This is a genomic window from Leucobacter iarius (assembly GCF_039530105.1).
Lineage (GTDB): Bacteria > Actinomycetota > Actinomycetes > Actinomycetales > Microbacteriaceae > Leucobacter > Leucobacter iarius.
In genome coordinates this window covers 1,331,543-1,354,750 of record NZ_BAAAOB010000001.1, presented here as the reverse complement: position 1 = coordinate 1,354,750, position 23,208 = coordinate 1,331,543, and the positions used below count along the sequence as shown (strand labels likewise).

Genomic DNA, 23,208 nt, shown 5'->3' with positions numbered 1-23,208 from the left:
CGTCTCGCGACGGCGAGCGATCACCCGCCGTGCAGGATCTCGCGCGCGAACGCGATCGGGTGCGTGCGCGCGGCGAGCGCGTCCTCCTGGCTCGCCCAGCGGTCCCAGTACGGTCGGAACGTCTCGCCGTCGCGCGCGAGCGCCCTGCGGCGGCGCTCTTCCGCGGGCAGCTCGATCCAGACCGGCAGCACGGCACCGGCAGCGGCACGAGCACCGGCCTCGACACCAGCTCCGGCACCGGCACCCGAACCCGCCGCCCATGCCCGTGCGGCCGCCAGGTTCTCGGCGCTGAGCGCGCCGCAGCCCTCGATCACGAGCGGTCGTCCGCGCTCGATCCTGCGCTCCTCGGCGAAGTTCCCGGCGATCCAGTCGTAGCGTCGGTAGCGTCCCGTGCGCAGCGCCGCGGGCACCGAGGCGGCTCCCGCCGCGAGCCCGTCCCAGCCGGGGTACAGGTCCTCGACCCGCAGCAGCTCGGCGGGGGCGCCGAGGGCGTCCCCGAGCAGCGGCACCAGTGCACCCGCGATCGTGGTCTTGCCGGATCCGGAACGGCCGTCCACGAGCACCACGCACGGCGGGCGTCCGCGCAGCAGGGCCGCCCGCGCCAGAAGGGCGCGCGCGACCGTCTCCGCGCCGGAGTCCGGCCCGGTCGCCGGCCCGCTCACGCCGCGCTCCCCTCCGCGAGGACGCGGCCGTCGCGCATGCGGACGACACGGTCGGCGATCGCTTCGGCCTCCTCGGGGTCGTGGGTCACGAGGATCGCCGTGGTGCCCGTCTCGCGCAGCAGCCGTGCCAGGTCCTCCGCGAGGCGCGTCCGCAGCTCGCGGTCGAGCGCCGAGAGGGGCTCGTCGAGCAGGAGGAGGCGCGGTCGAGGTGCGAGGGAGCGCGCGAGCGCGATCCGCTGGCGCTCTCCTCCGGACAGCTCGGTCACGCGCCGCCCCTCGGTCCCCGGCAGGCCGACCAGCTCGAGCAGCTCGGCGACTCGCGCGGCGCGCTCGGGCTTGGGCATCCGCTGGGATTCCATCCCGTAGGCGACATTCGCCCCGACGTTCCGGTGCCCGAACAGCTGCCCGTCCTGGAACATCAGCCCGAATCCGCGCCGGTGCGGTGCGACCCCGGCGAGGTCCTCGCCCGCCCACGCGATGCGCCCCCGGGCGAGCGGCTCGAGCCCCGCGATCGCCCGCAGCAGGGTCGACTTGCCGCAGCCGCTCGGACCGAGGAGCGCGACGATCTCGCGCTCGTCGACGGCGAGGCTCGCACCGTCGACCGCCGGCCGCGCGGACGCGTCGGTTCCCGGGTACCGCACCGTCGCGCGGTCCACGGAGAGTCCGCGCGTTCCGATCGCCCGATCCGTCCCGTCCGCTTCCGCCATGCGCCGCTCCTTCGTCTCGGTCACCATTCTGCCGCCGCCTCTCCTCGCCAGCGCTCCGCCAGCAGCATGATCCCCGCCGTGATCGCGCCCAGCACGACCGCGCCCGCGAGCGCGGTGCCGTAGCTGTCGCTCCCCTGCCTCCCGATCAGCTGTGCGATCACGACGGGCAGGGTCTGCGTGTCGGGACGAACCAGGAACGAGGTCGCGCCGAACTCGCCGAGCGAGGCCGCGAGAGCGAAGCCCGCCGCGAGCCCCGCCGATCGCCCGAGCAGCGGCAGGTCGATCGTGCCGAGCACCCGCAGCGGGCCCGCACCGAGCATGGCGGCGGCGTCCCGCTGCCGCGGGTCGATCCCGCGCAGCACGGGCAGCAGCGTGCGCACCACGATGGGCAGCGCGACGAGCGCCTGCGCGATGGGGATCAGCACGGTCGAGGTGCGCAGGTCGAGCCCGATCCCGAGCGGCCGGTTCATCGTCAGCAGCAGACCGAAGCCGAGCGTCACCGCGGAGACTCCGAGGGGCAGCATGATCGCTCCGTCGAACCACTCGATCCCCCGGGCGAGAACGCGGGATCTCGGGCGCCGCGAGGCCACGAGCGCGACCAATCCGCCGAGCAGCAGCGCGATCGTCGCGGCGAGCGCGGCGATGCCGAGGCTCGTCGCGAGCGCGTCGGCCACGGATCCGTCGATCGGGGAATCCGCGGGCGGCACGAACAGGTTCGTGTAGTTCTGCAGGGTCCACTCGGCGGCACCGTCGGCGCCGTCGGTGCGGCCGCGCAGCGACCCGACGAGCAGCGCGATCATGGGCAGCAGGTGCAGCAGCAGCACGGTCGCCGCGAGCACCGCGATCGCGGGTGCGTGGGACCGGCGGATCCGCTCGGCGGTCGGCCGCAGCGAGACGGTCTGCTCGCGCCGACGGCGCAGCCGGGCCGAGACCACGAGCACGGCGGCGACCAGCGCGAACTGCAGCAGCGACAGAACCGCCGCCGAGCGCAGGTCGAGGAACTGCACGGTCAGCCGGTAGATCTCGGTCTCGACGTTCGACAGGCTGCGACCGCCGAGGATCAGCACGATGCCGAACGAGGTGGCGCAGAACAGGAACACGAGCGACGCCGCGGAGGCGAGCGCGGGTGCGATCTGCGGCAGCGTGACGGTCCACCAGACCCGGGCCGGGCCGGCGCCGAGCATGCGCGCCGCCTGCTCGGGGCGCGGGTCCAGCTGCGACCAGAATCCGCCGACCGTGCGGGCGACGACCGTGACGTTGAAGAACGCCAGCGCGAGCACCACGACCAGCAGGGTGCGGTCGAGTCCGAGCGCGGCGAGCGGGCCGCCCTCGCCGAACACCGACTCGAAGGCGACGCCCACCACGACCGTGGGCAGCACGAACGGTACCGTCATGAGGCCCCGCAAGGCCGCGCGGCCGCGGAACCGGAGCCGGTAGAGCACGAACGCGGCGGGCACGCCGAGCACGAGCGACAGCAGCGTGCCGAGCGCGGCTTGGGCGAGGGTCTGCCCGACGACGCTCCAGGTGCGGGGCTCGCCGAGCACCGCGGGGATGCCGGACGCGTCGAAGCGCCCCTCGGTCGTGAAGCCCGTCGCGATGAGCGACAGGACGGGCAGCAGGAAGAAGACGGCGAGGAACGCGAGCGGGATCGCGGCAGCGGCGGTCCACGCCGCGATCCCCCACGCGCGGCCGGTTCCGACCGCGCGTCCCGCTCGCCGGGTCGAGCGGCTCACCAGCCGGTCGCCGTGCTCCACGTCTTCAGCCAGGACTCGCGCTTCGCCCCGATCTCGGCGGCGGGCAGGTCGTTCGGCTTCGCGGGCTTCGGCGCGAACTTCGTCCAGTCGGCGGGCACGTTCGCGCCGGCGTCGACGGGGAACATGTACATGGAATCCGCGATGGTGTCCTGGAACTCGCGCGAGACGAGGTAGTCGACGACCTTCTTCGCCCCCTCGGGGTTGGCGGCGCCCTTCAGCACGCCCGCGTACTCGACCTGGTTGGAGCAGGTGTCGAGCAGCGCGGCCGTGGTGGTCGCCGAGCCGTCCTTGGTGAGGGTCCAGGCGGGCGAGGTCGCGTACGAGACGACGATCGGCCGGGTGCCGGTGCCGCCGCCCTGGGTGAACTGGCCGTTGTACGCCTCGGTCCAGCCCTGCTCGACGCGGGTGCCGTTCTTCGCGACCCGCTTCCAGTAGTCGGCGAAGCCGTTCTCGCCGAACTTCGCGACGGTGCCGACGAGGAACGAACCGCCGGTCGACGAGGCGGTGGGGTCGAGCACGACGGCCAGATCCTTGTACTTCGCGTCGGTGAGCGCATCGTAGCCCGTGGGGGCGGCGATACCGTGCTTCGCGAACCAGCCCGTGTCGATGTTCAGGCAGGTGGCGCCGTAGTCGACGGCGGTCAGCGATCCGCGGTCGTCGGCCGCGAGCTGCTTCGCGCCCTCGGGCAGGCCCTTGGGCGTATACGCCTCCGTGATCCCGCCGTCGATGAGCCGGGACGCGAAGATCTGGTCGACGCCGAAGAACGCGTCGGCGATCGGCGCGCCCTTGGTGAGCACGAGCTTGTTGGTGAGCTCGCCGCCGTCGCCGGCCGAGACGACCTTCACCTTCAGGCCGGTCGCCTTGCTCGCGGCCTTCGCGAACTCCTTGTTCGGGAACGAGCTGTGCACGACGAGCGTGACCTCGCCCGAGGCGGCCTTCTCGCCGGAGCCGCCGGACGCGGCGCACCCGGCCGCGGTGAGGGCGAGCGCTCCGGTGAGAGCGAGCACGGCGAATGTACGGGCATGCGAACGCATAGGGTTCCTTCCTCCGCTGGTATGACCCAGATCAGGTTGACGGTCGGAGCTCGCGTGCTCCCTCTCAGCCCCTCGCGCAGGGACTCCCGTGGATTCGATTCAGCCTAGCGCACTCCGCATCCCCGACTCTCCCGACGGGTAGGCTGACCGCATGACGGACCACGGCGCGGTGCCCGCATCGGCCACTCGGGCGATGCTCCTCGAGCACGCGCAGACGGTCGAGGAGCAGGCGGCGCAGCACGCCGTGACGCTGGAGTCCCTGCTCGCGGTCCTGCGCTCCCCGCGCCTCGACGACCGGGCGGCACGTGCGACGGCGGTCGACCTCGCAGTCGAGGCGCTGATCGGGCTCCGCTCCGGCGTCGACGAGCAGCAGGCGGGCCTGCTCGAGCCCGTGACCGCCGCGTTCACCCGCCTGCGCGAGGACCTCCGCCCGCTCGTCCGCTTCGGCGATCTCGAGATGCAGTTCGTGGATCCCCCGCGCTCCGGACGTGCGCTCCCCGGTGAGGTCGCGCACACGGCCCGCTCGATCGTCCGGATCGCCGTGCTCGCGCTGATCGACACGGGCGATGCGCGGCGCGTGCGGATCCAGTGGGACTGCGACGGTCTCCATCTGCTCATGAGCATCCGCGACGACGGCCGGGGCGATCTCACGGCGAACCACGACGCCCTCCGGCCCATCGTCGAGCGCGTGATCGCGCTCGACGGCGCGCTCGACGTCGACTCCACCTCCGGCTGGGGCTCCACCCTCGGGATCCGGATCCCGCTCGATCCGCCCGCGCCGCGGGATTCCTCCTCGGGGACCGCCGATCTGACGGCCCGTGAGCGCGAGGTGCTGGGGTTCGTCGCTGCGGGGCAGCGCAACAAGGCCATCGCGGAGGCCTTGGGGATCAGCCCCAACACGGTCAAGTACCACGTGTCGAAGCTCCTGCAGAAGACCGGATCGACCTCGCGCGCCGAGCTCGTCGCGATCGGTGTCGCGTCGCTCTGACCGAAGCACCTCCCCAAACGGGTGGTCCGGCCCAGCCCTCGGGACGGTTGAGCGCAGCCCGGTTCGGGGAGAGGCTCGGGGTGGCGGGAGCCGCCGAAATCTGCAGAGAGGACGAAGATGTCTGGAAACCGAGCAGTCGCATATCAGGGGCCCGGTGTCGTCGAAGTGGTCGACACCCCCTATCCCGAGTTCGAGCTCAAGGACGGGCCGGGCGTCAACCCGGCGAACGTCGGACGCAAGGTGCCCCACGGGGCGATCCTGCGGACCGTCAGCACCAACATCTGCGGCTCGGACCAGCACATGGTCCGCGGCCGCACCACCGCGCCGGAGGGCCTGGTCCTCGGCCACGAGATCACGGGCGAGGTCGTCGAGGTCGGCCCCGACGTCGAGTTCATCAAGGTCGGCGACATCGTCTCCGTCCCCTTCAACATCGCCTGCGGGCGCTGTCGGAACTGCAAGGAGGGGAAGACCGGGATCTGCCTCAACGTCAACCCGGACCGTCCGGGCAGCGCCTACGGCTACGTCGACATGGGCGGCTGGGTGGGCGGCCAGGCCGAGTTCGTGCTCGTCCCCTACGCGGACTGGAACCTGCTCAAGTTCCCCGACCGCGATCAGGCGCTCGAGAAGATCCTCGACCTCACGATGCTCTCCGACATCTTCCCGACCGGTTTCCACGGCGCCTACACGGCGGGGGTCCGGCCCGGGTCGACCGTCTACATCGCCGGTGCGGGCCCGGTCGGGATCGCGGCGGCGGTCGGTGCGCAGCTGCTCGGTGCGGCCTGCGTGATCGTCGGCGATCTCAACGAGGAGCGGCTCGCGCAGGCACGATCCTTCGGCTGCGAGACGGTCGACGTCTCGAAGGGCGATCCGCGCGATCAGATCGAGCAGATCCTCGGGGTGCCCGAGGTGGAGTGCGGCGTCGACGCCGTCGGCTTCGAGGCGCGCGGGCACGGGGCCGGTTCGGCGACCGAGGCCCCGGCGACGGTGCTGAACTCGCTCATGGATCTCACCGAGGCCGGCGGCGGGCTCGGGATCCCCGGCCTCTACGTGACCGGTGATCCGGGCGGCGTCGACGAGGCGGCGAAGGTCGGCTCGCTGTCGCTCCGGCTCGGACTCGGCTGGGCGAAGTCGCTGTCGTTCACCACGGGCCAGTGCCCGGTGATGCGCTACAACCGGCAGCTCATGCAGGCGATCCTGCACGACAAGGTGCAGATCGCGAAGGCGGTGAACGCGACCCCGATCTCGCTGGAGGACGCACCCCGCGGCTACGCGGAGTTCGATCAGGGCGCAGCGCGCAAGTACGTGCTGAACCCGAACGGCTACATCAAGGCCTGACCACGGAGCGGAGCCGGTGGGCCCGGGTGGAGAGCGCCCGGGCCCACTGGTTCACCAGGCCGCGGCGACCGCCCGGTGGGTCTCGAACAGCGGCACCGCGGTGCCCTCGGGGGCCCGCCCGAAACCGCACTCGGTGGCGACGCCGAACGGGCGCACGACATGCTGCTGCGCAGAGGCGATCCGGCGCGCAGCGCCCTCGGCGCCGTCCTCCCAGTGCACGAGGCCCAGGTAGAGCTCCGTGTGCTCGGGAAGCGCCAGCTCGGCGAGCGCGGCGAAGTACTCGGCGTCGTCCCGTTCGATCGGCACGGGCAGGTGCAGCCAGGTCAGGGGGCGCGCGGCGGCGCCCACGAGCAGGTTCGCGAACCGGACCAGGTTGGCGCTGTCCGAGGGCTCGACGAAGTGCTTCTCGGCGACGTCGCCGTAGCAGAGGTGCACGCCGACCTCGACGTCCGCGGGCACGCGGTCGATCTGGCGCGCCAGGCGCTCGCTCGTGCCCGCCCAGGCGTCGTCGAACCACTCGTACCGCTTGCCGCCGCGCTCCGCGTAGGCGGCCGACTCGATGATGGCGAACTCGAGCGCGGCGTCCCACTGGATCGCGAGCCGGTCGTGCGGGATCGCGTCGAGGATCTGCTGGAGCTCAGCCGCGAGCGCGGCTTCGTAGACGGGCTCGAACTCGGCCCGGTCCGCCTCGGCGACGAAGCTGCCGACGACGCCGAGCGGGCTCGGCAGCGAGACCTGGAACCGGGTACCGGCCGGGATCGCGCCCTCGCGCTGCAACCGGTCGAAGACGGCCCACGATTCGAGCGCGGCGTCCGCGTACCCGAGCGGCGGCAGCTCGACGTCGGCCGCGCGCACGCCCTCCGCGAGCGCGACCGGCCGCAGGTCGAGCATGCGGAGCGGGATCGGGGTGTCGCCGACCCGCACGATACCCGCGGCCTGCGCGATGCGATCGGGCTGGAACGCGATCCAGTGGAACCGCTCCCCCACCTCGCCGTCGGGGATCCGCTTCAGGTGCGAGCCGAGGTGCTCGGCGGCGACGCGCATGGTCGATTCCGCGTCGTCGAAGTTGATGCTTCCCACCAGGTGGGCGCCCTGGACCGTGCCGGGCTGGCTCATGGATTCACTCCCGCTCGCTGTGCTCGGCGTCGCCTGGCGCGCCGGACCGCGCGAGGAATCCGCGCGTCGGCCCTACCGTACTCCGTCGCCGTCGCCGCCGTGCGGCGACGCGTCATCGTCCTCAACACTGTCGCGGCGCAGCCGGGAACGGAGGCCCTTCGGCAGCTGGAACGGTGCGCGCGGCCCCTTCTCGGGTCCGGGCTCGATCGCGTCCGGGACGGATCCGCCCTCGGGCGATCGCGCGTCCCAGGAGAAGGCGCGCAGCAGCGGATCGACGTGCTCGTCCTCGGCGCGCTCCTCCACGAGGTCGGCCGGCTCCGGGGCGTCGTCCTCCTCGGGCTGATCCTGCGCGGCGGCGACGACCTCGTCCGAGATCTCGACGGTCGCCTGATCCGCGGCGCCGGAGCCGACGGGCACGGCTTCCTCCGCAGGATCCGGGTCGGCGCCCGCCTCCGCGTCGGCCGCGAGGAGATCCTGCGGATCGATGGATCCGTCGGGGTCGAGCGGCGCGGTCTCCTGCTCTTCGTGCGTCCCGGCGGCGAATGCGGCTTCGCTCGCGGCGAGCTCGTGCGCGTCGAACTCGGGCAGCGGCAGATCGAGGGGCCCTGCGGCATCCGCACCGCTCGTCCGCGGTCGGGTGGTGTCCGCCGTCGTCGGAACCGATGCTCCCGCGCCTTCGGCCGTGCCATCGGCGACGGCCCCGGCGCGCGATGAACGACCGGGGATCGGCAGCGCCGAGAGGTCGGGCACCCGCAGCTCGCCGACGGCCCGCACCAGCACTTCGCGACGGCCGATCAGCACACCGAGCAGCAGACCGATGCCGAGCTCGAGCGCGGCGAATCCACCGGCCGCCCACGCGTCGGGGCCGGTGACCGAGAGGCGGTCGGGCCCCACCGCGCCCGAGGCGAGGAGCGAGAGCAGCGCGACGGCGCCCCCGGCGAGGATCCCGCCGAGCACCGGCACCGCGACCGTCGCCGCGAGCCCGCGGGCGCGACCGGCGAGACGCGGGGCCGCGAGCAGTCCGATCACCAGGCCGAGCACGAGCACCACGGCGGGGGCCGCGGCGCCGATGGCGGCCCACTCCGGCGGAAGCGCGCCGAGCAGCGGGAGCTGCGGCAGCGGGCCGAGGTAGGTGCCGAACGGGGAGACCGAGCTCCCCTGGCCGATCGCGAAGCCGGTCCCGGTCCACCAGGTCGCGCCCCAGATCACGGCGACGGGCAGGAGCGCCAGCTGGAGCACGAAGAGCAGGATCGCGCCGAGCGGATCCAGCTGCAACTGCTGGCTCAGTGAGATGCTGTCGACGTAGCCGGCGATGAGCCCGACGGCCACACCGAACGCGCCCAGCCCGAGCAGCGCGACGGTCGACGCGGTAGCGATCCGGATCGCCGCACCGATGGCCCAGCCGAACGAGGGCAGGCTGCGGACGCCGAGGTACTCGCGGACCCTGCCGAGGCCCCGGGCCGCGGCGAGCCACCAGTCGTGCGGCTCGGTCGCCGCCCGCACCAGGAACGGGACACCGCTCGAGATCGCGTAGACGGTCGTGGGCAGCGCGATCGCGATCCAGCGCGGCGCGTCGAGCACGGGGCCCGCGAACGCCGCCGCGACCGCGGCGACGGCGCCGAATCCGATGCTGCCGCCCAGCACCGCCGCGACCCCGACACCGCCACGGGCGGAGAACCGCCAGCCCGAGCGCGCGGCCAGCACGGCGGTCAGCGCGGTCAGTCCGAGCGGCGCCAGCGAGAACGGGATCTGGAGCGCCTGCGCCGGGAGGCCCAGTCCGAGCGCGGCCTGGGCGCTCACTGAAAAGTGCAGCGGCACGAAGTGCGCGAGCAGCCAGCCGCCGGCCACCGCCCCGCCGACGTCGCCCGGGTCGGCCGCGAAGCCGAAGCCCGCGCCCCAGAGGAGCATGGCGAATGCCGCGATCAGGAGGCCGCCCGCGAGCGCGACGGCGACTGATTCGATGGCTGCGATGATCGCCGTCAGAATTGATCTCATGCTGGGTGCAGTCTAACGAGCGCGGCCCGCGCGCCCCCTGAGGGCGCGCGGGCCGCGTGCACCAGCCGGGCCTCAGCCCTGCGGCGCGTTCGCGAGCGCGATTAGCTGGGCGACCTGCTCGCGGTCGATCCCCATGCCGGGGAACCCGGCGATCCTTCCGATCGGGAAGGACTCCATCATCTTGTCGATCGCTTCGTCTCCCATGACCCCGGCGTCCATCGCCTCGTCCATCTGCCCGCGGGTTCCGGCGAGCCGGGCCTGGACGATGGGGCCGGCGACCGGGTGGGCGAGCACCTCGGCGATGGAGGAGTCCTCGCTGAGCGGGAGCAGGATCGGCTCCCCCGCGAGCTCGATCGCCGCGCTGCTGCGGATATCCCGACTCGATGCCCCGACCGCGACCCGGTAGGTCCCCGGCTCGACGACGAAGCGGTCCACTCGGATGTCCCAGTACGCGAGATCCTCGGCGCGCACCGCGAGCTCGACCTCGCGGGTCTCCCCCGCCGCGATCTCGACCGAGGCGAACGCCTTGAGCTCGCGCGGCGCGCGCTCGACGGCCGACTCGTCGACCGAGACGTAGACCTGCACGACCTCGCGACCGTCGCGCGCTCCCGTGTTCGTGACGGGAACGACCACCCGCAGGTTCCCGTCGCCGAGCTCGGCGACGCGCGCGCTCCCGTACTCGAAGCTCGTGTACGAGAGCCCGTGGCCGAACGGGAAGGCCACGTCCATGCGTCGGGCGTCGTACCAGCGGTAGCCGACGAGGATCCCCTCGCCGTACTGGACCCGCCCGAAGGAGCCCGGGAAGTTGCCGAACGCCGGGGTGTCCTCGATCCGGTGCGGCACGGTCTCGGCGAGGCGGGCCGAAGGGTTCACCGTACCGAGCAGCACGTCGACCGTCGCGGATCCCCCGGCCTGACCGAGCAGCCAGGCCTCGAGGATCGCGGGCACCCGGTCGGCGAACGGGAGCGCCACGACCGAGCCGTTGGAGAGCACCACGACCGTGCGAGGATTCGCTGCGAGCACCGCGTCGAGCAGCGCGAGCTGCACCGGCGAGAGGTCGATGTGCTCCCGGTCGAATCCTTCGGACTCCTCGGGATCGGTCAGACCGAGGAACACCACGGCGATGTCGCGACCGGCGGCGAGCGCGGCGGCCTCGTCGCGCAGCCGCGCCTGCTCCTCGACGGGGGTCCGCGGGTCGAAGGCGAAGCCCGCCGCGAAGGCCGCGCGGTCGCCCGCCTCCGCCGAGAGCGCGTCCCACGCGGTGTCGACGCGGGTCGGGTTGATGTGCGAGGATCCGCCGCCCTGGAAGCGCGGGGTGCGCGCGAACTCGCCGATCACGGCGATGCTGGCATCGGGAGCGAGCGGCAGCAGCGGCTCCGCGCCGTTCACCGGGTCGTTCTTGAGCAGCACGATGGAGCGGCCGGCCGCCTCGCGCGCGAGTGCGTGGTGGGCGTCGACGTCGAGCGGGCCCGCGACCGACGGGCGCTGCTGCGCCCGACCGACGAGGTCGAGCATGCGTCCCGCAGCCGTGTCGAGCGCCTCGATCGGGAGGGCGCCGCTCTCGACCGCCGCGACGACCTGCCGATCGGTGTGCCCGCCGCTCGACGGCATCTCGAGGTCGAGGCCGGCGGCGACGCCGGCGACCCGGTTCTGCACCGCTCCCCAGTCGGAGACGACGAGTCCGTCGAAACCCCACTCGTCGCGGAGCACGTCGGTCAGCAGCCAGCGGTGCTCGGAGGCGTAGACGCCGTTCAGGCGGTTGTACGAGCACATCACGGTCCACGGCTGCGCGTCGGTGACGACCCGCTGGAACCCGCGCAGGTAGATCTCGCGCAGCGTGCGCGCGTCGATCTCGGCGGAGACGCGCATGCGGTCGTCCTCCTGGTTGTTCGCCGCGAAGTGCTTGAGCGAGGCGCCGACGCCCCGGGACTGGATTCCGCGGACGAGTCCGGCACCGATCTCGCCCGAGAGGATCGGGTCCTCCGAGACGTACTCGAAGTTGCGTCCGCACAGCGGCGAGCGCTTGATGTTGATGCCGGGGCCGAGGATCACCGCGACGTCCTCGATGGCGGACTCGATACCGAGGGCGACGCCGACGCGTTCGGCGAGCTCGGGGTCGAAGCTCGCGCCGAGGCCCGAGGCCGGCGGGAAGCACGTGGCCGGCACGCTGTCGTTCAACCCGAGGTGGTCGCTCGCCTCCGCCTGCTTGCGCAGTCCGTGCGGTCCGTCGGTCAGCATGATCGAGGGCAGTCCGATCCGCTCGATCGGCTTCGTGGTCCAGAAGTCGGCGCCGCTCAGCAGCGACGCCTTCTCCTCCGTGCTGAGTTCGGGGAGTCGGTCGCGCGGTGATTCGGTCATGTCGTGTCCTTTGCGAGTCGGGGTGGATCGAGGAGGGGTGGGTCAGGTCGCCGGGTGCTCGGCCCGGGCCCGGCCGCGGGCGAAACCGGGCCTGCGCGCGAAGTCGCGCTGCAGGCCGGGCCAGAAGGCCCACTGCAGCAGCAGGCCGACGCCGAGTCCGGCGAGGATTCCGGCGATGGTGTCGCTGAACCAGTGCGCGTTGATCAGCGTGCGCTGCCAGACGATCCCGATCAGCAGGATCGCGGCGACGACGAAGCCGACCGCGCGCAGCCCGCGCCTGGCCGGCGGAATCAGCGCGAGGATCGTGACCGCGGCGACGGCGGCGCTCACCGCGTGCCCGGAGGGGAAGGACCCGTGGTCGACGGTGAACAGCGGCCCGAAGAGTCCGGCGGCCTCGTCCGCGGCGGGTCGGGGCCCGGCCCCGCGAGCTGCAGCAGGAACACGAAGATCGCCGAGCGCCAGCGGCCCAGCGCGACGAGCACGATGGGGAGCACGAGCGCGAACACGATCATGCCCGGCAGCTGACCGAGCTGCTGGAAGAACATCGCGACCGGGGAACCCGGAAGCGGTGAGTCGGGGCCGACGCCCACCGCCGAGCGCCAGGCGTCGTCGATGCCCTGGCTCCACGGTTTCGCGGGGTCGGCGAGCACCGCCGCTCCCATGCCGACGAAGATGACCAGGAGGGCGATCCCCGCGATCAGCAGCGCCCGGGGCCGCGCGGTCGACGCGGGCCGCACGGCCGACGCGCCCCTCACAGCAGCGGCCTGACGGAGGCGTACGCGTCTCGTGCGTCCCGGCTGGGGACGTCGAAGACGCGCGCGATGCGGTCGGCCCCGCCGTGCGCCGGCCAGCCGGGATCCCCGTTCGCGATGAACGCGACCGCCGCCGCGTGCACCTCGTCGGCGAGCGCCTGCGGCGGGTTCGGCCCGGCCAGCGGCTCGATGGCCGGCCCGTCGAGGCAGTCGAAGAAGAACGGCACGTCCAGGCAGTGCTCGGCGAATCCGAAGGCGCCGGACGGCCACGAGAAGCGGTACACCCAGGTGGGGGCGGCCCCCCGGTCCTCGGCGATGCGCAGGATCGCGGTGCGGAACATCCGGTCGGTGAGCACCCGGCCGGCCAGCCGCGCCTTGCCCGCGGCGACGACATCGGCGTTCGCCGCGAGATAGGCTCCCCGCGCCGACTTCGGCACGCCGAGCTTGCCGAGCAGGATCCCCTTCGGCACCCAGCGCAGGGCCTTCGCCGCGTCCGTCATGGCCATGCTGAACTCGTCGTCGGTCGCGCCGAGGACGAGCGGCTTGTCGGATCCGACGCCGAGCCGGAACGACTCGGGCGTGGGGCGCAGCAGCAGCTCGCCGTCGACCGCCGGACCGAGCGGGAGCCCCTCGTCGATGATCTCGCTCATCGAGTCCGACGTCATGGCGGTCGCGGCCTTCTGCAGTTCGAGGACCCGATCCTCGGGGATCGCGGACCAGCCGGCCCGGGTGGGTGCCGCGCCCGCGGACTCCGCGAGCTTCCGTCCGAACGCCTCGGACCGCTCGGCCGACACGTCGGCGAGCGCCCCCGAGATCGCGTACACGCCGTGGAACAGGTGCTGCGCGCGCTCCATGCCGAGCAGCGTCATCACGGCTCCGCCGCCGGCCGACTGCCCGGCGATCGTGACCCGCGCGGGGTCTCCCCCGAACGCCGCGATGTTGCGCTGCACCCACTCGAGCGCCAGCAGCCAGTCGCGCACGCCGCGGTTCGAGGGCGCGTCCTCGATCCAACCGAAGCCGTCGAAGCCCAGGCGGTACGAGATGGTGACGGTCACGACGCCGTCTCGGGTGAAGTTGCGGCCGTCGTACCAGACGCTCGCCGGGGACCCGGCGAAGTATCCGCCTCCGTGGATCCAGACGAGCACGGGCAGACCGGTTCCCGGATCCGCCGCGACGGGCTCGGGCGTGAACACGTTGACGTTGAGCGTCGAGTCGCCCGGAATGCTCGGCTCGGGGATCAGCGTCACCCCGGGATCGCCGCGCTGCGCCGTCGCGCCGAACTCGGCGGCGTCGAGCACGTCGCCCCAGGGCGCCTTCGGCTGCGGCGCCGCGAAGCGCAGCTCGCCGACCGGCGCCTCGGCGAACGGGATCCCGAGGAACGCCGCCGAGCGCGCGTTGCCCCGCCCGCCCGTGGTCGGACGCCAGCGGCCGCGGACGAGGCCCTCGGCGATGCGCACCTCGGGATGCTCCGTTCCGAGCAGCGCACCGTTCGATGCCGGGTGTTCCAGGGTCATGGGGTCTCCGTTCCTTCGAGGACGTTCGCGAATCGACGGTCGGGCCGGTACCGCGCGATCATCGGGCGCTCCGGATCGGGATGATCGCGAGGGCGGCGATGACGACGAACACGATCCCGAATACGAACAGCATGGCGTATCCGCCGAAGAGCGTGATGATGAGCAGGGCGACGCTCGAGCTGAGCGCCTGCGGGATGTTGGTCGCGACGTTGAGGATCCCGAGGTCCTTGCCCGCCGCGGTGCCCTCGTTCGGCAGCACCTCGGTCATGAGCGCCGCGTCCACCGACATGTAGAGGCCGAAGCCGACGCCGTTGACGATGTTCATCAGGATCATCCCTGTCATATCGGGCATGACGAGCGGGAAGACGAATCCCACGACCATGACCGCGGACGCCGCGTAGATGAACACCTTCCGCTTGCCGATCCGGTCGCTCCACCAGCCCGAGAGCACGATCGCGATGAGAGTGGGGAGGAACGAGACGAGCGTCAGCATCACGGTGGCGTTCGTCGCGTCCTCGAGCGACATCCCGATGTAGTCGGTGAGCATGTACATCGAGTAGGCGGCCACCACGAAGTATCCGAGCATCAGCAGGAAGCGGGCGGCGAAAGCCCAACCGAAGTCGGGGTACTTCCTCGGGTTGATCCAGAATCCGACGAAGAAGCGTCGCCAGCTGAACAGTTCGACGGCGGCGTCCTTCGACGACCAGTCGGTGTTGAACACCACGAAGAGCACGGTGATCACGAGGACGGCAGCCCCGAACACCGAGTAGCCGAGGCCGAGTCGTGCACCGAGCTCCCCGGCGAGCATGACGCCGAGCAAGCCGCCCAGCTGCATGCCGACACCCATCATCGCGCTCGCTCCGCCGCGCTTCGCGCGCGGGAAGCGATCAGCGGTGATCGTGGTCAACGGCGCCTGGAGGAAGTTCAGCGCGACCTGGATCACTGTCCAGAACACCGTGATCCACAGGATGTCCGTGAGCGAGCCGATCCCGAACAGGAACACGGCTCCGACGACCGCGCCCATGAGCATCCACGGTGCGCGTCGGCCGAACCGCGACCGGGTCCGGTCGCTCAGGGCACCGGCGATCGGCTGCGCGAAGAGCGTGAACACGAAGGAGACCGTCGTGACGATCGCGAGATTCGCCTCCTTGCGGGACTCGTCGAGCAGCGCCACCTGGATCGGGAGCAGGATCGCGATGAGCCCCGCGTAGGTGCCGTAGAGGGTGAGCGAGCCGAAGAGCAGACTCGGCAGCAGCCTCCGGTTCGCGGGTGGGCTGGCGGCGGGTTCGCCGGCGCCGGGAGGCGCGGTCGTGATGGTTCCGGTCGGCGCGAGGCCTGCGGCCGGGTCCGTGGGCGGCATGGTCATGATGCTCCTCGTTGAGCGGGTCGAAGGGGAATCCAAAACCAAACACCGTTCGCATTTGAGGATTCGGCGACCACTTTGTCACCTTCGCGCCGGTCACGCAAGAGCATTGCGCACAATTTCCGAACAATGATCGGTTTTCGTGATCCGATGCCCGCGAGTCCGCTAGCCTGAACCCATGGCTCGGCGAGGTGCGTACGCGAAGGGCCTCGCGAAGCGCGAGGAGATCCTTGAGGCCGCCCTCCGCGTCGTCGCCGAGCACGGCTACCGCAAGGCTTCCGTCCGCGAGATCGCCGATGCGGTCGAGCTGAGCCCCGCCGGCCTGCTGCACTACTTCGGCAGCAAGGAGGAGCTCTTCGTCGCGATCCTCGCCGCCCGCGACGCCCGCGACGAAGACCGCGTCGTCAGCGAGGACATCGTCGAAGGCCTGCTCGAGATCGTCGGCCGCAACACCGCGGTACCCGGGCTCGTGCAGCTCTACGCCCAGCTCGCGGCCGAAGCCGCGGATCCCGAGCACCCGGCGCGCGCGTTCTTCGCGCACCGCACCGCCCGGCTCGAGGGATATGCGATCGCCGAGCTCGAGGCCGCTCAGCGCGCCGGACGGATCCGCAGCGACCTCGACCCGGCATGGATCATCCGTTCGGTGCACGCCATGGCCGACGGCCTGCAGACCGCGTGGCTGATCGACCGCGAGATCGACATGGCCGCCGATCTCCGCCGGTTCATCGCATTGCTGGAGCCCGCGCCCGCGCAGAACCCCGCTCCCGGCGACGCCGGCTGATCAGCGCGGACCGTTCGACCCGCGCCGATCGGCCGCGGTCATCCGGTCCGACCCCGGCGCGCAGCTCGGCGCACCAGCAGCAGCATGCCCCCGCCGACCCCGAGCATCAGGAACGCAGCCCCGAGCATCGGCGCGGGATCCGACCCTGTGCCGGTGCTCGCGAGGCTCCCACCCGCGGTCGGTGTCGCGGTCGGGGTCGGGGTCGCGCCGGTCGTCGGCTTCGGTGAGACCGCCAGGCGGAGGTTCTCGGCCGTGACGACGCAGCTTCCCTGGTCGCTCGAGAAGAAGACCTGCACGACGTCCACCCCCGCGCGCTTCGGCGTGTAGCGGTACTCCGCGGTCCCATCCGCGTCCACCGGCACCGTCGCCAGGCTCTCGCCGTCCCGCGAGAACTCGATGCTGCCCGCGGGCTGCGCTGGGCACACCGCGGTGGCGCGCAGCGTCGTCGATTCGCCGAGCGTCAACGAGGCCGGCGCCGCCGACACCGACGAGAACTTCCCGGTGGCGACGGAGACGAAGAGGTCGAACGAGGTCGAGGCCGGGGTGCAGGCATCGGAGCCCGAGAACTTCGCGGTCGTCGTGTAACTGCCCTGCCGCGCGGGAGTGTAGGCCAGCACGGCCCGACCGGTCGCGGAGTCCACCGTCGCGGTGCCGAGCACGGTCGCGCCCTGCGCGAAGGTGACGGTCCCGCCGGTCAACGGCTCGACGCAGGTGACCTGGGCGGCCAGATCGACCGGCCCCGAACCGAAGTCGGTGACGACCGGCCCGGCCGCCGCCACCTCGGACTTCGCCGGCCCGATCTTGTAGGAGACCACGACCGAGCCGTTGCGGCTCTCGCCCGGGGCGAGCGGCTGCTGCTCGATCGACGACGCCGCGAATCCCTGGGCGAGGAAGCCGGAGCCACCGCCACCGGCGAGGCCGGTGTTGAGCGGGGAGGTGCCGGTGCCGTTATCGAACGGCCCGTCGAACACTCCACCGACACCACCGGCACCGCCCATCAGACCACCGCCGCCTCCGCTGCCGGAACCGTTGCCCGCGAAGCGCGCAGCGCCGCCCCCGCCGCCCTGCCCCGGAGCGAAGCCGCCGCCCGGGGAATAGCTCGCGGGGCCGGCGCCGGGAGAGCCAGCCGAGTTGCCCGGGTCCGAACCGCCGAATCCACCGCCCTCACCGGGCTCGTTCGCACCGCCGCCGGCGGGTGGCCAGTCAGCGGTCCCGCCGGCTGCACCGGCCCCGCCGCCCGCGATCGCGAAGAGGCGCCACGGGGCATCGGCGAAGTGCGAGAACACGTAGGTCCCGCCGCCCCCACCCTGCCCCTGATAGCTCGCACCATCGCCCAGAGCGCCGCCTGCGCCGCCGCCACCCCAGCCGCCGCCGGCTCCCTGGCCGCCCTGGCCGACGGCCATCGCGAACTCGGTACCCGCGGCGATGTCGGCGGGCTTCGTCGAGAACCCGCCGCCGAGCCCCGCAGCGTACCAGTGGCTCTGCCCCGATGCCCCGATCACCCGGAAGCTCACCTGGACCGCGCGGTCGGGCACCGTCCAGCGTGCGACGTCACCGCTGAAGGCGAACTCGAGCTCGCAATCGCCCGAGGCCGAGCACTCCGGCGGCAGCGGGGCCGCCTGGGCCGCCTTCGGGGTCGCGACGAGCGAGCCCGCCACCAGCACTGCACCGAGCGCGATCGCTCCGAGAAACCGCCGCATGCTCTTCCCTCTGCATGTCAGTCGACCCCGCACCCTCGCGGGGCCGTTCACGGACGAGCATACGAGCAATCGCTCCCCGCTCGGATAACGATTCGCGCATCGAGTCAGGAAACGCCGCGGGGGCGGGGATGCCTTTCGGCACCCCCGCCCCCGCGGTTCGCGTTCGCGTCGGGTCAGAGCGCGTTGTATGCAGCGCGCAGCAGCTCGGCCGCCTCGGTCGGCGTCTTGCCGACCTTGACGCCCGCGGCCTCGAGGGCCTCCTTCTTCGCCTGCGCGGTACCCGCCGAGCCCGACACGATGGCGCCGGCGTGGCCCATGGTCTTGCCCTCGGGCGCGGTGAAGCCCGCGACGTAGCCGACGACCGGCTTCGTCACGTTCGCCTTGATGTACTCGGCCGCGCGCTCCTCGGCGTCGCCGCCGATCTCGCCGATCATGACGATCGCCTGCGTCTCGGGGTCGGCCTCGAACGCGGCGAGCGCGTCGATGTGGGTGGTGCCGATGATCGGGTCGCCGCCGATGCCGATGGCGGTCGAGAAGCCGAGATCGCGCAGCTCGTACATCATCTGGTAGGTCAGGGTGCCCGACTTCGAGACGAGGCCGATCGGACCCTTGCCCGTGATCGTCGCGGGGGTGATGCCCGCGAGCGCCTCGCCCGGGGTGATGATGCCGGGGCAGTTCGGCCCGATGATGCGGGTCTTGTTTCCGGTGGCCTTGGCGTGCGCCCAGAGCTCCGCGGAGTCCTTGACCGGAACGCCCTCGGTGATGATCACGAGCAGGCCGATGCCCGCGTCGATGGCCTCGACGGCCGCGTTCTTGGTGAAGGCCGGGGGCACGAAGGCGACCGAGACGTCGGCGCCGGTCGCGGCCATCGCCTCGGCGACCGACGCGAACACGGGGAGCTCGACGGCGTTGCCTGCGGCGTCGGTGTGCGACACGGTGGTGCCGGCCTTGCGGGCGTTCACGCCGCCCACGATCTGGGTGCCCGCGGCGAGCATGCGCGCGGTGTGCTTGGTGCCCTCGCCGCCGGTGATGCCCTGGACGATGACCTTGGAATCCTTGTTCAGGAAGATCGACATTCTGTTGCTTCTTTCGTCAGTCTCGTCGTCGGTTCAGCGGGCGTTGGCCAGCTCGGCGGCCTTGTCGGCGCCCTCGTCCATGGTGGCGGCCTGGGTCACGAGCGGGTGCGCGGCCTCGTTCAGGATCGCGCGACCCTCTTCGACGTTGTTGCCGTCGAGGCGCACGACGAGCGGCTTGTTCGCAGCGTCGCCGAGCTTGGCGAGCGCGCCCACGATGCCGTTGGCGACGGCGTCGCAGGCGGTGATGCCGCCGAACACGTTGACGAACACCGACTTGACCTGCGGATCGCCGAGGATCACGTCGAGGCCGGCGGCCATGACCTCGGCCGAGGCGCCGCCGCCGATGTCGAGGAAGTTGGCGGGCTTCACGTTGCCGTGCTTCTCGCCCGCGTAGGCGACGACGTCGAGCGTCGACATGACGAGGCCCGCGCCGTTGCCGATCACGCCGACCTCGCCGTCGAGCTTCACGTAGTTGAGGTCCTGCGCCTTGGCCTTCGCCTCCAGCGGATCCTCGGCGGCCTTGTCCTCGAGCTCGGCGTGGCCGGGCTGGCGGAAGTCGGCGTTGGCGTCGAGCGACACCTTGCCGTCGAGCGCGACGATGTCGCCGGCGCCGGTGAGCACGAGCGGGTTCACCTCGACCAGGGTCGCGTCCTCGCCCGCGTAGACCTCGTAGAGCTTCTGGAACACGGGGACGACCTTGCCCACGAGCTCCTTGGGGAACTTCGCGGCGCGCGCGATCTCCTCGGCCTTGGCCGCGTCGATACCCGCGATCGGGTCGACCTCGATGCGTGCGAGCGCCTCGGGCTTCTCGACGGCGAGCACCTCGATCTCCATGCCGCCCTCGACGGAGCACAGCGAGAGGTAGGAGCGATTGGCGCGGTCGAGCAGCACGGAGAAGTAGAACTCCTGCTTGATGTCGGCGCCCGCGGCGACCATGACCCGGTTGACCGTGTGGCCCTTGATGTCGAGGCCGAGGATCGCCTGCGCGGCCTCGAACGCCTCGTCGGGTGTCTTCGCGACCTTGACGCCGCCGGCCTTGCCGCGCCCGCCGACCTTCACCTGGGCCTTGACGACCACCACGCCGCCGATCTTCTCGGCTGCCGCGCGCACCTCCTCGGGAGTATCCGCGACGATCCCGGGGAGCACCGGCACCCCGTATCGTTCGAAGAGATCTCGTGCCTGGTACTCGTACAGATCCACGTACTGTCCTTACATGCTAGGAGTATTGGGGGTCCGAGGCAGAAAAATGTCTCGATGTCGAGATAAGTCGACCAGTGCCCGAGTCTACCATCGCAGCCTGTCCGTCCCGCGACCGCGCCACCCCGCCAGGGCTTCCGATTCCCTCGGTCCGCGCCCCGGCCGCACGCGCCTCAGCGCTCGGCGATCCGGCCCAGATCCAGCCCGGAGGACGCGGCCTGGGCCGCGTCCAGCTGCGCCACGTACTCGTTCTTCAGCTTCTTGCCGTCCCCCGCGAACGGTCCGGTGCGGAAGCCGTAGAAGGCGAGCGTCGGCAGCATCGCGTCGGCCGAGGTGAGGATCGCGTTGTGGAAGTCGCCGTTGCCGCGCCGCAGTTCGGCGAAGATCCCGGCGGCGAGCACATCCTCGTCGAGCGCGTCCCGATCCGCGTCGGCGGTGAGCTGCAGGGCGAGGTGCAGCTGCCGATCGCCGTTCGCGTCCTCGAACGAGATGAGCCGGTGGTTCTCGATCGCGTGCAGCAGCACCGGATCGGCGTTGATCACGTCGCGCAGCGAATCCGGCCCGATCACCGCGCCGTTGAAGTCGACCGAGAGGTCGCTGCGCCCGTAATGGAACAGCAGGGGCAGGTCGAGCATCTGCCGCTGCTTCAGGTGCTGCAGTCCGAGCTCCTCGAGAACCGGTTCCAGCTCGCGCAGCCGCAGCACGTGCCCGCGGTCGTGGATGTTGTAGCGGATCCGGGGGTTCAGGTTCTCGGCGCGCGCGATCGTGACGAGCAGCTCCCCCGCCGCGTTGGTCTCGATCTGGTAGTTGAACGGGTTGAACTGGAAGATCATCGGCAGCACCCCGTACTCGTGGCGCTTGCTGATGCGGTGCGCCAGTTCGGGGTGCTCGACGAGCGCGCGGCGCAGGTCGACGGTGAGGTCGGTCTCGATCGCCAGGTTGATCTCGAGATCGCTCGCCCCGTAGCTGCCGTACGCGGCGTGGGCGGTGCGCAGGATGTGGTCGCGCATGCTCTCGCTGATACCCTCGCCGCCGAACGCCGCGACGATGTCGTACTGCGACCAGTCGAGTCGGTCGTCGTCGAACAGCGCTTTGAGGAACGGCGGATAGCTGAGGATCACGTAGGTGAAGCCGGTGCCGAACTCGCGCATCGTGGCGATGATCTTCGTCGCGTCCGGCCCGATCGACTTGATCATGGTGACGTCGGTGAGCGAGGTGGTCACGTTCATGCCGGTCGCCCACGCGCCGAGCGAGAACGCGTTGAGCACGAACGGCGGCTTCGTCATGCTGCTCTCGGTGTTCGAGAAACCGAGCTGCAGCAGCTGCCGCGTCGCGATCCGCTCGCGCGGCCCGCGCACCCAGCTCGTCGGCGTGCCCGAGCTGCCGCTCGACTCGTCGACCACCACGCCGCGGCGCGGGATCCGGCCGTCGACGCAGCGCTCGGGGATCGACCACCGCTTGATGTAGCTGTCCTTGTCCATCTCGGGAATCGTCCGCAGCGCGGCCGCGATCCCACCGCGGGTGCGCAGCCGCGTCGGGAACCCCCGTTCGCCGAGGAACGCCCGGTAGGCGGGCACCCGCTTCGCCGTGCGTTCGAAGGTGCGCCAGGCCCGCCAGCGCCCCAGGGTCCAGCGCAGCGGCTCGATCCCGGGTGCGAGCAGGATCTTGTGGGTGTTCACGCGCGGCATGAACAGGCGGACCAGGTGGTCCTGGATCCAGACGAAGGTGAAGACGGCGGCGCGTTTCATGCGGGTGCCCCTTCCAGGGTCATGGCGGCGGCCGGCCTGCGGTGCGCGAGCGGCGGGGTCTCGCTGTAGCCGAAGCGGAACAGCATCCAGGCCAGTCGCTCCCCCGCTTCGTCCGCTTGGACCGCCTCGGCGAACAGGGCGTGCGAGCGCGGGTTCGTGATGACGGTGCCGAAGGGGTGCAGCACGACGCCGTGGCGGTGCAGCTCGAGCCAGACCCGCATGAACGTGCGTCCGGCCTCGATGTAGTCGGCGGGGCCGCCGAAGGGACCTTCGATCCAGCCGAGCTGGTGCACGCCGCGCATGGTGCGCAGGTACACGCTGCGGATCAGCGCGCCGATGACCGGTGCGCGCCACAGCCCGCGGTGCGCCATCGCGTAGCGCAGGATCGGGCCGGGCATGAGCATCGCCTCGGCCGAGAGCCCGTCGGCCTTCGCGGCGGCTTCGCCCTTCGAGAAGCGGAGCCAGTGCATGATCTCGCCGTAGACGGCATCGTTCTCGAGGTCGTCGAAGAGGGTCGCCTGGTTGACGTGCACGATCCGGCGCACGAGCGCGGCGTCGTCGGTCGAGCGGAACTCGTAGCCGGCGTCGGTGCAGATGCGTGCGGCCTCGGCGCGGACCTCGGTCGGCACCGCCCGGCGGTCGTAGGGTCGGCGCGAGGTGCGGCGGGTGCGGAACCGGTCGAGGGCGGCGCGGGCCTCGGCGTCGCGCTCCGTCTCGCCCGGGTCGTCGGGATCGCGGGGCACCAGTTCGACCTCGGCGATGCGGTGCTGCCGGTCCGAGCTGTCGAAGTCCATCTCGGCGTGGTCGAGCGTCTCGCGCACGTCGTAGCCGTGGGCCGCGGCGACCACGGCGAGCGATTCGAGGAAGACGCCGGCGCAGACGTGCCCGAACGGGATCCCGAACGATTCGGCGGGGAGCCCGAGGTCGAGGTCGTAGCTGACCGTGGCACGGAGCACCGCGCCGGATCCGCCGTCGACCGCGGCGTGCGGCCGCACCTTGATGGGCTGGGAGTTGTGCGGGCTCGGGTAGTTGCGGGCGTCCTCCAGGATCGCCGGCCACGGATTCAGCGTCGAATCGCTCATGCGGCTGAGTCTAGGTGCGGCTCATGCGGGGTGCGACATATGGGCG

The 23,208-nt window shown here is 71.8% G+C and carries 19 protein-coding genes and 1 riboswitch; of the genes, 3 read left to right on the top strand and 16 right to left on the bottom strand.

The window, feature by feature from the left end; all coding sequences use genetic code 11:
• Window positions 1-20: 20 nt before the first annotated feature.
• From ABD169_RS05980 to ABD169_RS05965, 4 genes are read right to left on the bottom strand one after another with little or no spacing between them, the layout of a single operon-like run.
• Window positions 21-662, bottom strand: coding sequence for a nucleoside/nucleotide kinase family protein (locus ABD169_RS05980; RefSeq protein WP_344030516.1), 642 nt, complete (start codon window positions 660-662; stop codon window positions 21-23).
• Window positions 659-1,369, bottom strand: coding sequence for an ABC transporter ATP-binding protein (locus ABD169_RS05975; protein ID WP_344030513.1), 711 nt, complete (start codon window positions 1,367-1,369; stop codon window positions 659-661). Before ABD169_RS05975 ends, ABD169_RS05980 begins: the two co-directional genes overlap by 4 nt.
• A 20-nt stretch (window positions 1,370-1,389) precedes the next feature.
• Window positions 1,390-3,102 (bottom strand): ABC transporter permease, encoded by a 1,713-nt coding sequence (locus tag ABD169_RS05970; RefSeq protein WP_344030510.1) that lies wholly within the window; start codon window positions 3,100-3,102, stop codon window positions 1,390-1,392.
• Window positions 3,099-4,130, bottom strand: coding sequence for a thiamine ABC transporter substrate-binding protein (locus tag ABD169_RS05965; protein WP_231580908.1), 1,032 nt, complete (start codon window positions 4,128-4,130; stop codon window positions 3,099-3,101). The genes ABD169_RS05970 and ABD169_RS05965 overlap by 4 nt, the downstream gene beginning before the upstream one ends.
• Window positions 4,131-4,148: 18 nt before the next feature.
• Window positions 4,149-4,257: riboswitch (TPP riboswitch) on the bottom strand.
• A 51-nt stretch (window positions 4,258-4,308) separates the two neighbouring features.
• Between ABD169_RS05965 and ABD169_RS05960 the strand changes: the two genes are divergently transcribed.
• Both ABD169_RS05960 and fdhA read left to right on the top strand, forming a co-directional pair.
• Window positions 4,309-5,145 (top strand): helix-turn-helix transcriptional regulator, encoded by an 837-nt coding sequence (locus tag ABD169_RS05960; RefSeq protein ID WP_344030505.1) that lies wholly within the window; start codon window positions 4,309-4,311, stop codon window positions 5,143-5,145.
• 117 nt (window positions 5,146-5,262) lie between these two features.
• Entirely contained in the window at window positions 5,263-6,480 is a 1,218-nt protein-coding gene (gene fdhA, locus ABD169_RS05955) for a formaldehyde dehydrogenase, glutathione-independent (protein WP_046456571.1), read from the top strand.
• A gap of 51 nt (window positions 6,481-6,531) precedes the next feature.
• Here the strand turns inward: fdhA and ABD169_RS05950 are convergent, their stop codons facing one another.
• The 7 genes from ABD169_RS05950 to ABD169_RS05920 all read right to left on the bottom strand — a co-directional run bounded on the left by ABD169_RS05950 (window position 6,532) and on the right by ABD169_RS05920 (window position 15,581).
• Window positions 6,532-7,596 (bottom strand): uroporphyrinogen decarboxylase/cobalamine-independent methonine synthase family protein, encoded by a 1,065-nt coding sequence (locus ABD169_RS05950; protein WP_344030499.1) that lies wholly within the window; start codon window positions 7,594-7,596, stop codon window positions 6,532-6,534.
• 72 nt (window positions 7,597-7,668) lie between these two features.
• Entirely contained in the window at window positions 7,669-9,591 is a 1,923-nt protein-coding gene (locus ABD169_RS05945; protein ID WP_344030496.1) for a cell division protein PerM, read from the bottom strand.
• Between the two features lie 72 nt (window positions 9,592-9,663).
• Entirely contained in the window at window positions 9,664-11,949 is a 2,286-nt protein-coding gene (locus ABD169_RS05940; RefSeq protein WP_344030494.1) for a glycoside hydrolase family 3 C-terminal domain-containing protein, read from the bottom strand.
• Window positions 11,950-11,991: 42 nt separating this feature from the next.
• Window positions 11,992-12,321: a phosphatase PAP2 family protein gene (locus tag ABD169_RS05935; protein WP_344031648.1), complete on the bottom strand. Its 330-nt coding sequence runs from the start codon at window positions 12,319-12,321 to the stop codon at window positions 11,992-11,994.
• Complete coding sequence (locus tag ABD169_RS05930; RefSeq protein ID WP_344031670.1) at window positions 12,276-12,704, bottom strand: hypothetical protein; 429 nt, start codon at window positions 12,702-12,704, stop codon at window positions 12,276-12,278. Before ABD169_RS05930 ends, ABD169_RS05935 begins: the two co-directional genes overlap by 46 nt.
• On the bottom strand, window positions 12,701-14,215 hold the full coding sequence (locus tag ABD169_RS05925; protein ID WP_344030491.1) for a carboxylesterase/lipase family protein: 1,515 nt from the start codon (window positions 14,213-14,215) through the stop codon (window positions 12,701-12,703). Before ABD169_RS05925 ends, ABD169_RS05930 begins: the two co-directional genes overlap by 4 nt.
• Before the next feature lie 58 nt (window positions 14,216-14,273).
• The gene (locus ABD169_RS05920) at window positions 14,274-15,581 is read right to left on the bottom strand and encodes an MFS transporter (RefSeq protein WP_344030488.1); all 1,308 of its coding nucleotides are present in this window, start codon (window positions 15,579-15,581) and stop codon (window positions 14,274-14,276) included.
• Window positions 15,582-15,756: 175 nt separating this feature from the next.
• Here ABD169_RS05920 and ABD169_RS05915 point away from each other — a divergent pair, with 175 nt between their 5' ends.
• Entirely contained in the window at window positions 15,757-16,359 is a 603-nt protein-coding gene (locus ABD169_RS05915) for a TetR/AcrR family transcriptional regulator (protein ID WP_344030485.1), read from the top strand.
• Between the two features lie 38 nt (window positions 16,360-16,397).
• Here ABD169_RS05915 and ABD169_RS05910 read toward each other — a convergent pair whose 3' ends face one another.
• The 5 genes from ABD169_RS05910 to ABD169_RS05890 all read right to left on the bottom strand — a co-directional run bounded on the left by ABD169_RS05910 (window position 16,398) and on the right by ABD169_RS05890 (window position 23,162).
• The gene (locus ABD169_RS05910; RefSeq protein ID WP_344030481.1) at window positions 16,398-18,059 is read right to left on the bottom strand and encodes an Ig-like domain-containing protein; all 1,662 of its coding nucleotides are present in this window, start codon (window positions 18,057-18,059) and stop codon (window positions 16,398-16,400) included.
• 173 nt (window positions 18,060-18,232) lie between these two features.
• Window positions 18,233-19,135, bottom strand: coding sequence for a succinate--CoA ligase subunit alpha (sucD, locus tag ABD169_RS05905; protein WP_344030478.1), 903 nt, complete (start codon window positions 19,133-19,135; stop codon window positions 18,233-18,235).
• A gap of 33 nt (window positions 19,136-19,168) precedes the next feature.
• Window positions 19,169-20,335 carry an ADP-forming succinate--CoA ligase subunit beta gene (gene sucC, locus ABD169_RS05900; protein ID WP_344030475.1) on the bottom strand — a complete coding sequence of 389 codons (1,167 nt, stop codon included), beginning with the start codon at window positions 20,333-20,335 and terminating at the stop codon, window positions 19,169-19,171.
• A 170-nt stretch (window positions 20,336-20,505) separates the two neighbouring features.
• Window positions 20,506-22,080, bottom strand: coding sequence for a phenylacetate--CoA ligase family protein (locus ABD169_RS05895; RefSeq protein WP_344030472.1), 1,575 nt, complete (start codon window positions 22,078-22,080; stop codon window positions 20,506-20,508).
• Window positions 22,077-23,162 carry a hypothetical protein gene (locus ABD169_RS05890; protein ID WP_344030469.1) on the bottom strand — a complete coding sequence of 362 codons (1,086 nt, stop codon included), beginning with the start codon at window positions 23,160-23,162 and terminating at the stop codon, window positions 22,077-22,079. Before ABD169_RS05890 ends, ABD169_RS05895 begins: the two co-directional genes overlap by 4 nt.
• Window positions 23,163-23,208 lie beyond the last annotated feature (46 nt).